General features: G+C 48.4%; 1 protein-coding gene. It reads right to left on the bottom strand.

Annotated elements, in window-relative coordinates; translation table 11 throughout:
- Positions 1 to 7: 7 nt before the first annotated feature.
- Complete coding sequence (locus STM4261; RefSeq protein ID NP_463126.1) at positions 8 to 16,687, bottom strand: putative inner membrane protein; 16,680 nt, start codon at positions 16,685 to 16,687, stop codon at positions 8 to 10.
- Positions 16,688 to 16,697: the final 10 nt, after the last annotated feature.

Raw genomic sequence — 16,697 nt, 5'->3', positions numbered from 1 at the left:
TCCGTTATTATGCGTGTTCTTCTTGATTATCTACAGGTAGCGTAACTTCATTAACGGCGAAAACATCAATAGCGCCGTTATTGTTGTGCCCTACAGAACTCGTGGAAGGGGAATCATTAATATCATCCTCGGTCTTTCCTCTTACATTCATTGCGTTCACAATATCCGCCGAGGAGTGATCGACTGAGAATGTTTTCTCCTTAATCAGGAAATCATTGTCTTTATCAATGAATTTCACGTCCATAGTATATTCACCATCTTCCAAAGATAGCGGAACTTCGAATATTGCTTTCTGGTTAGTTATCGGCAGAGTAAACTCTTCTCCTTCAAACATAATACTGACATTAACAATATTCTCAGGTACTGATATTTCAAAAGAAGGTGTCTGACTAATTGAACGATCTATTTCATCCCCAGAGTCAGCGTTTAACAATGTAATACTATAGGCTGTCACCTTCACCACGCTTTCTTCCGCCGCAGACGGCTCTGTACGAAGATGCGTAGCGCTTTCGGCATTCACTGTTTCAGACTCCGGTGGAGTAACCGCTGTTGCCGTGGCGTCATCGCTCGCATCGTCATGCTGGCTATCCGCTGTTACCGTCACCGTTGAGTCAACCGTCACCGCTAGCGAAGCAGATTGCTGTGAATTCCCCGCGCGATCCACCACCGTCACGCTCAGCGTGTAGTTACCGTCATTCCAGGCGGCTGGCGGCGTGAAGGTCCAGCCATCCGCGCCTTGCGTCGCCTGATAGATGTCTGTCACGCCATTATGCGTCACGTTTACGGTCACCCCGGTCACATCAGCATCAATATGCTGCAGCGTGAACTTAGGCTGGGTGTGATTCGTCACGTTATCGCTGTCTGAAGCGCCATTGTCTTCACCTGCTGCCAACGCAATCTCCGGCACCGTCAGCGTGCTGTCGATCGTGACAGTAATGGGTAACGAGTTTTTCTGATTACCCGCGGCATCGCTTGCGATTACCGATATCGTATAGGAACCATCAGCTAACGGTGTACCTGGCGTAAAGAACCAAACGCCATCGGCATTTTTTTCAGCATTATATACGGTCCCATTGATATCGACCTGAACGACCACAACATCGCTTTCCAGATTCCCGATAATAAAGGTAGGTTGCTTATCTCGCGTAATATTATCGCCCACCGTACCACTGTCTGAGTCTGGAGATAATGAAATAACGGGAACCTCTTTCATGATATCGAGAGGGACATCATCACTCCGGTTACCAATAGCATCCACACTCGTAATGGTAAACTTCCCTTCTGATGGATACGGGATAGCCATACTCCATTTACCATTATCAGGAACGGTTAACGTATAAGTATTCCCCTCACTATCGGTTATTATTAGCTGAGATTTGGCTTCCGCCGTCCCCTGCATAATAATTAGATCGTTGACAATATCTGAATACGTTACGACCGGAGCATTTGGCGGCGTTCGGTCAATAAATATTTCACGCACATCTTCCCAACGATTTCCGGCGCTATCTTCAATGACCAAACTAATATCGTAAGTCCCTTCTGGAAGCTTGTCTGTTGATAATTCCCATCGTCCTGTTGCCGCCACAACAGCAGTTGCCAGCGTGACGCCAGCCACGATTAATGATACCGTAGCGCCAATTTCACCCGTGCCTCGCATGGTAATGAGATCGCTATTACTCCACCATTCCGTTTTCGATGATGATTTATTGTCATCAAGCTCGCTGGTAAATACCTTGATATGCGTATCAACCCAAATGGAATACTTTTCCTGATTTACGTTACCAGCACGGTCCGTAGATTTAACAGTGATATCCAGTTGGCCTTCTGTGAAATAAAGCGGGTTCACCGGCATCTGCCAGTGGCCTTTTTCATTAACCCAAACTTCCCCCACATTTAAGCCATTAATGATGATTTCTATTTTGCTATTGGGCTCGGCACTGCCACTAAACAATAAGTTACGCGTCGTGTCCGTTATATATATTTTGCCATCACTACCGGTCATCTCTGCTAACGTTTGTCCACCGATAGAATCAATGGCGACAGGCGTCGTATTAAAGGTATCGATAGTAAAGTTTAGCGTTTTCGAGGTAGCCGTGTTGCCTGCTTTATCGGTGATAACATAATAAATGCTATGGGAACCATCGCCCAACGGTGACTCAGGTCGATAAACTTGATTTCTGTCGGTCACCGTGATCGTATCGACTAGCACTCCATCAATGAAAATCTGAACACTCTGGTTCATTTCTCCAAAAATACTAAACGTAGGCCGGGTCTGACTCGTTATACTATCATTACTGAAAATACCATTATCAGAACCTGCCACCATAGCAGGATTATCGATAAACGTACTGGTATCTATCGTGACGAGTAAGCGAGGCGATTCTGCCGTATTACCTGCCGGGTCTTCGGCAACCACACGGATAGAATATTCACCATCTTTTAACGCATTATCAAACTGATAGGACCAGGTTCCATCTTCAAGCACAAGAACATTTGCCACGATCTTTTCATCCACATAAATATGGATTGTGGCTCCCGCTTCTGCGGTGCCAACTAATACAGGCTTGTTGTGATTAGTAATCAGATCGTCAAGTGAACCAGAGTTGCTTGCATCTTCAAGGTTGAGCGTTGGGAAGTCGGTTGATGAATCGACATCCACGCTATAATCCTTGCTCACTTCAGTGTTGCCAGCAACGTCAGTAATGCTGAAATGAATATTAAACGTACCATCATCTTGCAGCAGTATCGGCGCGCGCCATGTGCCATCAGCCTCAACCATAACAACGTTGACTAATTTACCATCGACAAAGATGCTGACCTGAGAACCAGCCTCCCCGACACCTGAGACTGACAACGCTCGGTTATTAGAGAGGGCCGGTAATGAATCTTCATCAATATCAAAGACAGCAATTTGAGAATCGATTGTCACGGTTGTAATCGCAGACTCAACCCGGTTACCAGCAGTATCCGTAGCAACAAATTGCACCTGATACTCGCCGTCGGCGCTATTTGCCGGCATGGTATAGCTAATATTACCTGACGAACTCGCCTCTACTGTGCCTTGTAACACACCATTAATATAAACCTGTACCGTCGCGCCGGGATCGGTCATGGCAACCAGTACCGGAGACTTATTATTGGTAATCAGATCATATTTATCACCGCTATTAGTATCCCGACTTAATGAAATATCGCTGATTTCAATCTGCGTATCATGTTCTATCAGAATCTCTTTTTGTTGACTGTTGCCCGCTTTATCTTCCGATACCACGACAAAGGCATTACTACCTTCACGCAGATCTAATTCTGCGCTCCATCGACCATCATTGCCTACCACCAGGGTAGCAATAACCACTCCCTGCGGATTCCTGATGGTTAAAGTACTTCCGGCTTCGGCAGTACCATCGATGGTGACATGAGATTTATTGGTGATCCAGTCGCCAACTTTGCCACTGTCATCAGCTTCGCGTAATACCACGGTTAACGGCGAAATTACTGTATCCAGTATTACATTCTGCGGACCAAACTCTCTGATATTACCGGCAACGTCTTCAACTTTAAACGTTAATTCATAATTACCGTCATTACCCAAAGCGGGTAATACTACGCCCCAGTGTCCTGCGCCTGTCGTATAAGCAATCGCTTTTTCAACGCCATTCACAAAGATAGTGATTTTGCTGTTTGGCTCACTGGTGCCGCCAATCTCCGGCGTCACCGTATTGATATATCCGCCCTCATGCATTCCAGATATATTCCATACCAGTTCAGCAACCTCGGTATCGATAGTGACATCAACGGCGGTAGAACGCAGTTCGCTATTATCGCGAGGGTTGACGATACCCACCTGGACGACATAATGGCCATCTTTCATTTCCGATAACTGGAAAGTATATCGACCCGCTGTATCCGCTGTCGCCTCGCCGACCTTCACGCCATCCACATAAATACTCACAATCGTATTAGGTAACGTGCTCCCAATCAGGGTCGGCGTTTTATTATTCGTGGTAAAGTCTCCTAAGGCGCCACTATCGCTCTCCTCGCTGAGCTTTATGGTTGGAGGCGTGACATCAATAACAGGTATTACGACAGGAAAGTCGACCTGCGACGATTCATTACCCGCTTTATCTTTGGCAACAATGCTCACAACATAGGAGCCTGGCGCTAATACTGATGGCGGCGTCCAACTCCATTCGCCATTCGCATTGGCGTTTGCCGAGCCGACCACTTTCCCATCCCACTGAATCATAATCGTCGAGAACGCTTCGGCAAACCCTTTGAACTCAGGACGCAGGCTGGTTGCTTCATGCTGATCATCAATAGATGGATCCGAAAGGCGAATGGTGGGATCGATCGTAACCGTATCGATAGTGAATCTTTCCTGCGTTTGCGCAGTATTTCCCGCGACATCTGTTGCGACGACGTTGATGGTATACATGCCATCCGGCAGTATATTCGGCGTCACACTCCAGTTGCCATCAGCGCCAACCGTAATCGTTTGTTTTAAAACCTCCCGACCTGACTTATCGTCAACAATGGTAATCACCAGTTTCGCATTGGGCTCTGCAGTACCTTCGAATTTGGGATTTTGCTTATTCGTAAGGTTATCGCTATTGGAATTTCCGGTATCAGACGCTGGCTCCATTCTGACACTGACGCTTGTCGTGGTATCAATGGTAAAGGGCAGCTTAGTTTCAGAAGTATTTCCGGCAATATCTCTGAAGACAACAACGGCTTCATATACGCCATCGTTTAACGCAACGGGAACCTGAAATTCCCAGAGGTTATTGCCATTTGCCGTAACCGGATAAGAAACGCCGTTAATTCTGATTACAACAGTATCAATATCGGCGGGTACATTGCCAATAACGAAACGTGGTGTAGTGACACTCGTAATATTATCAACAGCGCTTTCGCCAGTATCATCCGCATCCAGCAAATCAATACTGGGATCAGAAACAATAGTGTCTATTGTGAATGATACCTCTTTGCTAATTTTATTACCTGCGATATCTTCAGCCACTATTTCTATTTTGTAAGTTCCATCCACTAACGGTGTATCAGGGGTAAACAGCCATTTATTACCTGCCCCCTGAGTCAGTGTGCTGGATTTCCCGTTTAAAATTACCGTCACGCTCTGCAGCGGTTCTCTGGCTGAAATTTCAAAACGTGGAGAGGTAATATTCGTAATACCATCCGTAGAATCCTTTCCGGCGTCGTCCAGCATCACGACGCTCAGGCCGTCAATCTGCGTATCCACGGTGAAGCCCAGCGTGGAATTTGCCGTATTCCCTGCCCGATCCGTCGCCTGGACATGGAGAGTATAATGACCATCAGGCAATGCGCTACCTGCAGTAAATTCCCACTGCCCGGCCGCATTTTTACTGATGGGCGTCCAGTTTACGCCATCGAAAGAAACCAGCACCGATGTCACATCATCAGGCGTTGCAATTTCAAAAGAGGGACGGGTAGCATTGGTGACATTATCGTGATCGTTGACGCCGCTATCTGTTGTTAACGTAACACTGTCAATCTGAACCTGCGTGTCGATTTCAATCCGCAGTTCGGCCGATGTTTTGGTATTACCAGCAATATCCGTTACGGTAACAGAGATCGTATGCTGACCGTCAGACAGCGGTTGATCCGGCGTAAAGGTTAAATTCCCCCCTGTGTTTTCAATGGTGTAATCCCGACCATCAATATGAACCACAATGTGTGATACATCATTATCGACATTACCGATAATAAACACCGGTTTGTTAATCCTGGTAAGATTATCATTAGTATCATCACCAGTATCATGGGTGGGATCGAGTACAATTGTCGGCTCTCGCAGAGTCGTATCAATCGTAAACTGCAGCGTTTCTTGCGCAACGTTGCCGGCGATATCAGTCACATCAACCAAGAGAGTGTGTTGCCCATCAGGTAATGCCGAACCGACATTAAATATCCAGCGGCCATCCCCTCCTTTTGTGAGTTCAATCCAATTAGCGGCGTTATCGATTTTAACGCGCACATGGGTAATATCATCAGCGGTAACAATACTAAACTGCGGCTTGTCGACTTTGGTAATGTTATCTACATCGCTATCACCGCTATCTGTAACCAACGTGACGCTTTCAATTTCAGCCGTCGTATCTATCACAACAGGTAATGGTTTCGATGTCGCGGTATTTCCGGCCTTATCTTCAACCGTAACGGTAATATTATAAGAACCATCCGGAATGGCATTGCCTGGTGTAAATTGCCAACCAGCCCCAACCTTAGTCGCGTTATAATCATGACCATCAATCGTCACCACGACTTTGATAACATCGGGGTCAACATTACCAATCGTAAAGGTGGGTCGTGAAATATTAGTAATATTATCGGCGGTATTCGCTCCGGTATCTTGTCCTGCGTCTAAAGCAATAGTAGGAACCTGTATATTAGTATCGATATTAAATACTAAATCTTTATTCGCAATATTACCTGCCTCATCCGTGGCCTCTACGCGAAGGGTATATGTGCCGTCAACCAGAGTATTCGGGCTGTCAAAAATCCACTGTCCGTCGGCATTTTTGCGTATCACATTCCAGTTAGCGCCACCATCCAGGGTTACACGTACCTGGACGACATCACCGGGAACGTCAATTCTGAATGACGGTTTGGCAACATTCGTTAATTGATCATTCTGCACGCCGGTATCATTAAGCAATACGATATTGTTAATGGTTGTCGTGGTATCAATACGCACCTCAAACGGCGCAGACTCTTTTACATTCCCCGCCAGATCTTCCACCACAACGGCTAACTGATATGAGCCATCAGCCCAGCTCGCAGAAGGCGTAAAGCGCCATTGACCATTGGTGAATACCGCCGCTTCCTCGTGCGTTTTACCGTTGTAAGTTACTTTGACCATCACGCGCGTAACGTCAGAATCAACCTGATGTATGTCGAACACAGGCCGATCGTGATTGGTGAGGCGATCGCCAACAGTACCGCTATCTTCGCCAGCTGCCAGTTCAATCACCGGCGTAGTCAACGTACCGTCTATCGTCACCTTTAAAGGCGCGGATGTTTGCTGGTTGCCTGCCACATCTGTTACCGTCACGGTGAATGTGTAGCTACCGTCCGCCAAAGCAGAATCCGGTCGATAGCGCCAGCCGTCGGCTGATTCGGTGAGTACCACCGTTTTAAACGTGCCGTTATGCTCAATACTCAATTCCACGTGTCGAACATCTTTATCGATACTCCCCAACACAAATACCGGCTGAGTGACGCTGGTCAGATTATCGTTCTTATTCTGTCCGGTATCCTGATCGGGCGCTAGCTCAATGGTTGGCGTTAACAACGTGATATCGATAGTGAAATTGAGCGTCTCCGTCATCTTATTACCCGCACCGTCAGTCACTTCCACGGTCAGGGTATGCTGTCCCTCTGGCATATCCGTCGGCCAGGTGTAATCCCAAATGCCAGCCGTCGAACTCTTGATTGCAGTAACCCAGGTCGTGCCGCCGTCAATACTCAGAAGAACCTTTTCCACATCATCCGGTACCGAGATCTGGAACTGCGGACGCACATGTTTTGTCACATTATCGCCAGGGACGCCGCTATCGTTGACTAATTCAATACGATCAATGGCTATTTGCGTATCCACTGTCACCGTCAGCGGCGTAGACGGACGCGTATTTCCCGCCCGATCCTCCACTGTCACCGTCAGCGTATAATCACCGTCGCCCCACGGCGCTGGCGGTGTAAAGCTCCATCCTCCAGCCCCCTGTGTCGCAGTAAACGAGGTTGTCGTTCCATTATGCGTGACGCTGACTGTAACGTTGATAACATCCGAATCGATATTCTGCAGAATAAAGGTCGGTCGGGTGCGATTGGTCATATCATCGCCAGGCGTACCGGTATCATCCGTGCTATCCAGCGCAATGGTCGGCGTCGACAACCGGGTGTCGATGAAAAATTCAAGCGTTTGCGTCGCCGTATTGCCCGCTCTGTCGGTGACCATGACGGTTAGGGTGTGTTTTCCATCGCCCATATCCGTTGGCCAGGTATAGCCCCAGACGCCTTCGATACCCTGCGTCGCGCTCACCCAGTTTGCGCCCCCATCAATGCTCAGTTGCACAGAATTCACATCCGCCGGCACCGTGATCTCAAACTGCGGACGGGTGCTATTAGTTAGATTGTCATCAGGCACGCCATGATCATTGACCAATGTAATATCAGTAATGCTGGTTTGCGTGTCCACCGTCACCACCAGCGGCGTGGACTGACGAACGTTTCCTGCGTTATCCGTTACCTCTACCGTCAGCGTATAGCTACCGTCCGCCCAGTCAGCATCTGGCGTAAAGCGCCACTGTCCTCCAACCTGGGTTAGTGTCACTTCCTGGCTATTGCCGCCCTGTGTGATCCGCAAAATGACCGAGTGCGCATCGGCGTCAATATTGCCAATAGTAAAGCCCGGTCTTTTGACGCTCGTAATATGATCGCCAATGGCACCTGTATCGTCCCTGCTATCCATAGCGATGGTAGGCGTTGACAGCCGGGTATCAATGGTAAAATCGAGCGTCTGCGTCGTCTTATTTCCCGCCTTATCGGTCGCTTCTACCGTCAGGGTATGTAGCCCGTCGGTCACATCTTTCGGCCAGGTGTAATCCCAGATCCCTGCCGTGCCCTGTGTTGCACGAACCCACGTATTACCGCCGTCGATACTCAGACGTACCTCGTTGACATCCCCTGGCACCGTGACGCGGAAGTGTGGACGAACGTCATTGGTCAGGTTGTCGCCGGGAATACCGTTATCATTAACCAGTTCAATAACATCGATGGTGATTTGGGTGTCAACCGTGACCGTCAGCGGCGCTGAGTATTTTACGTTCCCCGCATCATCCTCCACCCTCACCGTCAGCGTATAGTCGCCATCTGCCCATGTGCCGGTCGGTGTCACGCTCCAGATGCCGGTCGCGCCTTTGGTGGCCGTCAGCACTTCTTTCGTGCCGCCATGTTGCACCTCAACCGTGACATACCGCGCGTCTGCGTCAATATTGCCCAGTAAAAACGTCGGCTTATTTACGTTGGTCAGGTTATCGCCTTTTGTTCCGCTGTCGTCCGTGTTGTCCAGCACGATAGTCGGTTCTGACAGTAGGGTATCGATGATGAAGTCCAGTTGCTGCGTCGTTTTGTTTCCCGCCTTGTCGGTCGCCTCCACTGTCAGGGTATGCTTCCCCTCTCCCACATCAGCCAGCCAGGTATAATCCCAGACACCCGGCGTCGCGCTCTGGGTCGCGTTGAACCACGTCTTGCCGCCGTCAATGCTCAGGCGCACCACGTTGACATCAGTCGGTACCGTCACCTGGAAGTGCGGACGCACGTTATTAGTCAGATTATCGTCGGGAATACCGCTGTCATTGACCAGTTCAATGTTATTAATGGCGATTTGCGTGTCCACCGTCACCGTCAGCGATGCAGAATGGCTGGTGTTCCCCGCTTTATCTTCGACTGACACACTCAGGGTATAATCACCATCCGCCCACGCCCCTGTCGGCGTAAAGGTCCATCCGCCTGCGTCTTTCGTGGCGTCAAATGTGGTGGTGACGCCGCCATGCTCTACGCTGACCGTAACGCGAACGGCATCATCATCAATATGCTGCAGGGCAAATGTCGGCTGGGTGTGATTGGTCATGTTATCGCCATGGACACCACTGTCGTCCGCGCTATCCAGTACGATCACCGGCGTCGACAACGTAGTATCAATAGTGAAGTGGAGTGTCTCCGTCACCGTATTACCCGCATTGTCAGTCGCTTTCACATTCAGCGTATAGTCGCCATCCGGCACGGTGCCCGGCCAGGTATAATTCCAGACGCCCGGCGTCGCGCTCTGTGTCGCCTTAACCCAGGTCACGCCACCGTCAATGCTCAGACTGACTTCGTTAACGTCCCCCGGTACCGTCACGCGGAACTGCGGATGGGCGTCGTTAGTCATATTGTCGCCGGGAATACCGTTATCATTAACCAGTTCAATAACATCAATGGTGATTTGGGTATCAACAGTGACCGTCAGCGACGCTGAGTGTTTTTCGTTCCCCGCCTCATCTTCCACCCTCACTGTCAGCGTATAGTCGCCATCTGCCCATGTGCCGGTCGGTGTCACGCTCCAGTTGCCGGTCGCGTCTTTGGTGGCCGTCAGCACCTCTTTCGTGCCGCCATGCTGTACCTCAACCGTGACATACCGCGCGTCTGCGTCAATATTGCCCAGTAAAAACGTCGGCTTATTTACGTTGGTCAGGTGATCGCCTTTTGTTCCGCTGTCGTCCGTGCTGTCCAGCACGATAGTCGGTTCTGACAGTAGGGTATCGATGATGAAGTCCAGTTGCTGCGTCGTTTTGTTTCCCGCCTTGTCGGTCGCCTCCACTGTCAGGGTATGCTTACCCTCTCCCACATCAGCCAGCCAGGTATAATCCCAGACGCCCGGCGTCGCGCTCTGGGTAGCGTTGAACCACGTCTTACCGCCGTCAATGCTCAGGCGCACCACGTTGACATCCGTCGGTACCGTCACCTGGAAGTGCGGACGCACATTATTAGTCAGATTATCGTCGGGAATACCGCTGTCATTGACCAGTTCAATATGGTCAATGGTGATTTGCGTATCGATGGTGACCGTCAACGGCGCTGAGTGGCGAATATTACCCGCCTCATCTTTCACCGTTACCGTCAGCGTATAGTCGCCATCAGTCCACGCGCTGCCGGGTACAAAACGCCACTGCCCGTTAGTCTGCGTCAGCTCCACCTCCTCGCTGTGACCATCGCGCATCACCTGCACGACGACCTGAGTCACGTCAGAATCAATACCGCCGATAATAAAACCCGGCGTTTTAACGTTAGTCTTATTATCGTTGGCGGTGCCGCTATCATCTGCGCTATCCAGCGTGATGGTCGGTGTCGACAATGTGGTATCAATGATAAAATTGAGCGTTTCCGTCGCCGTGTTGCCTGCAACATCGGTTGCTTTCACTGTCAGGGTATACGTATTTTCGACCAGATCTGTCGGCCATATATACTCCCAAACGCCGTCAGACGTCAGCGTTGCGTTAACCCAGTTGATGCCGCCATCAAGACTCAGTTGCACAGAGTTCACGTCCGTCGGTACCGTAATATGAAACTGTGGACGTGCTTCATTGGTCAGGTTATCCCCGACAATACCCGTGTCATTAAGAAGCTCAATGCGATCAATAGACGTTTGCGTATCGATAGTCACCGTCAGCGGCGCAGAATAATTTGTATTACCCGCCTTATCTTCTACCTTTACCGTCAACGTATAGTCGCCATCGGTCCAGGCTGCGCCCGGCGTAAAGCGCCACACACCGCCGTTCTTAATCAACTCTATCTGTTGGTTCTTACCATCATGCGCCACCGTCACCACCACTTTGGTCACGTCGGCGTCGATATTACCGAGGGTAAAGCCTGGCATCTTAACGTTGGTGATGTTATCGCCAGCGGCGCTATCATCCGCGCTGTCCAGGGTAATCGTCGGTTCTGACAGAATGGTATCGATGGTGAAGTCCAGTTTCTGCGTCGTTTTGTTTCCCGCCTTGTCGGACGCTTCCACCATCAGGGTGTGAGGGCCGTTAGCCACATTCGTCAGCCAGGTGTAATCCCAGACGCCCGACGTCGCGCTCTGCGTGGCGTCAAACCACGTTTTGCCGCCATCAATACTCAGTCTTACACCGTTAACATCCGCCGGTACTGTCACCTGAAAGTGCGGGCGCGCTTCATTGGTCAGATTATCGCCGGGGATACCGCTGTCGTTAACCAGTTCAATACGGTCAATGGCGATATGCGTGTCTACTGTCACCGTCAACGGCGCGGACTGCTTCACATTTCCGGCCCTATCTTCTACCTTCACCGTCAGGATATAGTCGCCGTCCGCCCAGTCGCTGGTCGGCGCAAAGCGCCACTGTCCGCCGGTCTGAACCAGTGGCACCTCCTGTTTAATGCCATTGTGCATTACCTCCACTATCACCCGGCTGACATCGGTATCAATATTGTTGAGGGTAAAGCCCGGCGTTTTAACATTGGTGATATTATCGCCCGCGATGCCGCTGTCATCTGCGCTGTCCAGCGAGAGGGTCGGCACAGACAGAGTGGTATCGATGGTGAAATCGAGCGTCTGTGTTGCCTTATTTCCCGCCTCATCGGTCGCTTCTACCGTCAGGGTATAGCCTCCGTCGGCCACATCATCCGGCCAGATATAATCCCAGACGCCTGGCGTCGCGCTCTGGGTAGCGTTGAACCACGTCTTGCCGCCGTCAATGCTCAGGCGCACCACGTTGACATCCGTCGGTACCGTCACCTGGAAGTGCGGACGCACATTATTAGTCAGATTATCGTCGGGAATACCGCTGTCATTGACCAGTTCAATGTTATTAATGGCGATTTGCGTGTCCACCGTCACCGTCAGCGATGCAGAATGGCTGGTGTTCCCCGCTTTATCTTCGACTGACACACTCAGGGTATAATCACCATCCGCCCATGATGTCGGCGGCGTAAAGGTCCATCCGCCTGTGCCTTTCGTGGCGTCAAATGTGGTGGTGACGCCGCCATGCTCCACGCTGACCGTAACGCGAACGGCATCATCATCAATATGCTGCAGGGCAAATGTCGGCTGGGTGCTATTCGTCATGTTATCGCCCTGGATGCCGGTGTCGTCCGCGCTATCCAGTACGATGACCGGCACTGACAGCGTGGTATCCACCGCGAAATCGATGGTCTTCGTCACTGTATTGCCTGCTTTATCAGTCGCTTCCACCGTTAGCGTGTATTGACCATCTGCCAGGTCTGTCGGCCAGATATACTCCCAGCTTCCTGCCACGCCCGGAGTTGCCTGAACCCACGAATTACCACCGTCAATGCTCAGACGGACTTCATTGACATCCGTAGGTACCGTCACACGAAAGTGGGGACGGTCGTCGTTGGTCATATTATCGCCTTTCACGCCGCTATCGTTGACCAGTTCCACCCCATCAATGGCGATTTGGGTATCGATAACGACCGTCAGCGGCGCTGAGTAGTTGGTATTTCCTGCCTTATCTTCTACTTTCACCGTTAACGTGTAGCTGCCATCCGCCCACGTATTCCCTGGTATAAATAACCAACTACCATTGAGGTGGGAAAGTTCGATCTCTTCGCTCACGCCATTGTGCATCACCTGTACGACGACCCGATGCGCATCGGCATCAACACCGGAAATAGCAAAACCTGGCTTATTGATATTGGTCAGGTTATCGCCTGTAACCCCCGTATCATCCTTAGAAAGCAGGGAAATCACCGGCGTTGATACTGTGGTATCGATAGTAAAATCGAATATCGCGCTGTTCGCTTTATTACCCGCAATGTCCTCAACCTTGACATAAACCTGATGCAAGCCTTCCGTTAAATCTGAAGTAAAGGTATAGGCCCATGAACCATCAGGTTGTTGCGTGGCAACACCGATCTGCGTATCAGACATGGCATCCCATACCTGAACACTGATAATGTCCGGATCAATATCTTTTAGGTGCAAGGTAGGTTTAACGATATTCGTTAAATTATCATCTGAAATTCCCGAATCTGAATCCGGGCTCAATGAAACTATCGGTATTGAAATAGCAGTATCGACGCTAATTAAGAAAGGATCCGAATGAGCAATGTTGCCAGCGATATCTTCAACTGAAGCGGTTATTCTATGATCGCCATCAACCAAACCTTGATCGGCTTTCAGGGTATACTCCCATCTGCCATCTTTATTTGTTCTGACCTCAGCGATCAGTGCACCATCAATATAGAGTTTAACCGTTGAATAGGGTGCAGCGGTTCCTGTCAGTGCAGGATTCTTTTCATTAATAATATGGTCTGTATTATCAACCCCCGTATCGTTGACCAACTCTATTGTTGGTTTTTGCGTTTGCGTTACGATTTGGAAATTATACGCTGATGAGGAGGCAGTATTACCGGCAATATCTTCTACCTTTACCGTTACGTCATGCGAGCCATCGGATAACGCTGTGGTAAATTGAAAATTCCATACACCATCATCGCCAGCAATAGCCTCACCACTTAACACACCGTCAACATAGATGGAAACCTTAGCATTAGCTTCAGCCATCCCGGTAAACAACGGTGTATTAATTTTAGTAATCATATCGCCTTTAACGCCAGAGTCAGCGCTATCATGCAACATAACAGTAGGGATCGGCGTAAAGCTATCAATGGTAAGCTGATAATCTACAGATGACGTTCTTCCTAAAGGATCGATGGATTCAACCGTAATCTTATAAACATTGTCAGACAGATTTCTGGAAATATCAAAATTCCAGTTACCGTCTGCATCCGCAGTCGTCACGCCTATCGTTTTACCGTCAATAAGGATATTTACGGTAGCAAACCTATCCGCTGTTCCCAGTAATGTCAGAGCATTATGTTTATTGGTAATCCAGTCGCCTTTTGCACCGGAATCATCACTGGCATCGAGTTCCGCTTTTGGAGGTACAACTTCAGTTTGAATAGTAAAAGAATATTTAACAGTAGAGGATTTATTGCCGGCGGCATCCTGAGAAATGATTTCAATATCATAGGCGCCCTGAAGAAATTTATTACTAAACTGATAATTCCAGGTCCCGTTTGAGTCAACCTCAATGCTGTCATATAATTTACCATCTCGCATCAATAAGATGGTAGACTTTGGCTCTGCCGTACCGACTAAAGCCGGTAAATCATTCCCTGATAAAATTATACCATTCGGCAAAACAACATAATCCTCCAAAGAAACCGTCGGAGGTACAGGGGCAATAGTATCAATAACGTAACTAAAGGAAAAATCCTTTTTGTTGCCAGCGACATCTTCAACAGTGAACGTAAGATTGTTAATCCCTTCCACTGAGTCGGAAGTGAAATTGAACGTCCATTCGCCCTTGTCATTCGCTTTAAAAATAACCTCTTCGCCAGTCTCACTATTTATGACACTGATAATAGCATTTGGCTCAGTTTTACCTGTAAAGGTTGGGCGAGTATTGTTAGTAACGTTATCTCCGACAATACCGCTATCATTCGTCGTTTCAATCTCAGCGCTGAAATAGCTGATACGTGTATCAATAGTAAAAGGCAGATTTGCCGTCGCTGAGGTATGCCCGGCAATATCAGTAGCTGTTGCTGTTATATTGTATTCGCCATCCTTGAGCGGCGTAGTAAGCGTATAGCTCCATGTCCCATCTTTAGCAACAATGACCTCACCAAGATGTTTAAGTCCAAGATAAATAGAGACTGTAGAACCGGGTTCCGCCACACCAATAAATGTTGGCAGGGTGCTATTTGTAATGTTGTCATTTTTAATGCCGGAATCACTACTATCATCCAGCTCAATCGTCGGCTTTTCTGGAGCAATGGTGTCGGTTATGATACTATCCGTCGTTTCGTTTTTATTACCTGCTTTATCTACAGCAACGACTTTTATACTATTTTCGCCCTCAGATAATTCATTATCCTTAAATTCATAACTCCAGTTTCCATCTTTATCGACATCAACGCTGGCAACCAGTTTATTATCTACATAAATGTCAACCTTAGCATTCTCTTCCGCCGTACCAACAATTGAAGGCGTCAAGGTCGGCGTTAAGCCCTTATGACCGGACACACTACTTTCAGGCGAAAGTTCAAATGTTGGTTTATCGGTAACGGAATCGATAGTAATGACAAGTTTGGCGCTACCGCTCCCATCAGCAGTCTTGGCCTCTGCCTCCAGATTATATGTTCCATCAGTCAATGTTTCAGGCGCTGTAAAGGTGAAGTTACCCAAACTATCCGCTACAGCCTGACCGACAGCAATACCATTAATTTTAATAATAACCGTGGCATTGGGAGCAGTGCTACCTACAAACTGAGGTTTGGTAAAATTAGTTATACTATCATCTTTGCTACCGCTGTTACTCTCGGCCGCAAGCGCTAATGTGACTTTAAGCGGCTCTTTAACAGACTCGGCATCGAGCTTATTTTCCTCATTTTTACTGCTATTACTTTTGCCAGTACTGGTATTTTTATTAATAGGTTGAGGAAGAACTTTTTCAGCATCGTTCTGTTTAGAAGCCTGCGTTGCTTTAGCCTGTGTATTTTGCTGGGAAGCATCGCTTTGCTGAGCCAGATTGTCTTTTGCTACATTGTCAGCCAAAAAGTTCTGCAGCATTTCTTCAATTTGCTTTGACGAGTTCTGTACTTCAAACGCTTCATTGAGCGCTTTTTCTGCAGCCTCCTTAGCTTTCTCTGCTTCTTCCTTCGCCTTATCAGCTTCTTTCTTTGCGTTTTCAGCATCGTCAAGCTGCTTTTTTAATTCCTCTTCTTCCTTCTTATTTCGTCGTTTGCCATTACCTTTCTTTTCTACCTGAGCAGAATCAACCAATGAGCTGTCAATTCTCTCCAGTTGAATATCTTTTAAATCTACGCTGCCCAGAATTTTAGCGCCGGTAATAGTCTTATCTTTAAATTTAACAGCGAGGTTATTGCCTTTGATACTTGAATAAAGAGCGCCATTGACAATGATCACTGAACCACGCGGCGTGGTAATGTTCATGTCTGGCCCGGAAAGAGAAACTTTTGCGCCTTTGGCATTACCCAAAGAAGATAAATCAATTACAGAATTTTGATCGGCAAAAAACTTTTGTATGCTTTTATTTCCCATAATATTATAT

The organism is Salmonella enterica subsp. enterica serovar Typhimurium str. LT2, assembly GCF_000006945.2.
GTDB lineage: Bacteria > Pseudomonadota > Gammaproteobacteria > Enterobacterales > Enterobacteriaceae > Salmonella > Salmonella enterica.
The sequence above is the reverse complement of the archived record's forward strand: the minus strand, read 5'-3'. Positions and strand labels throughout refer to the sequence as shown.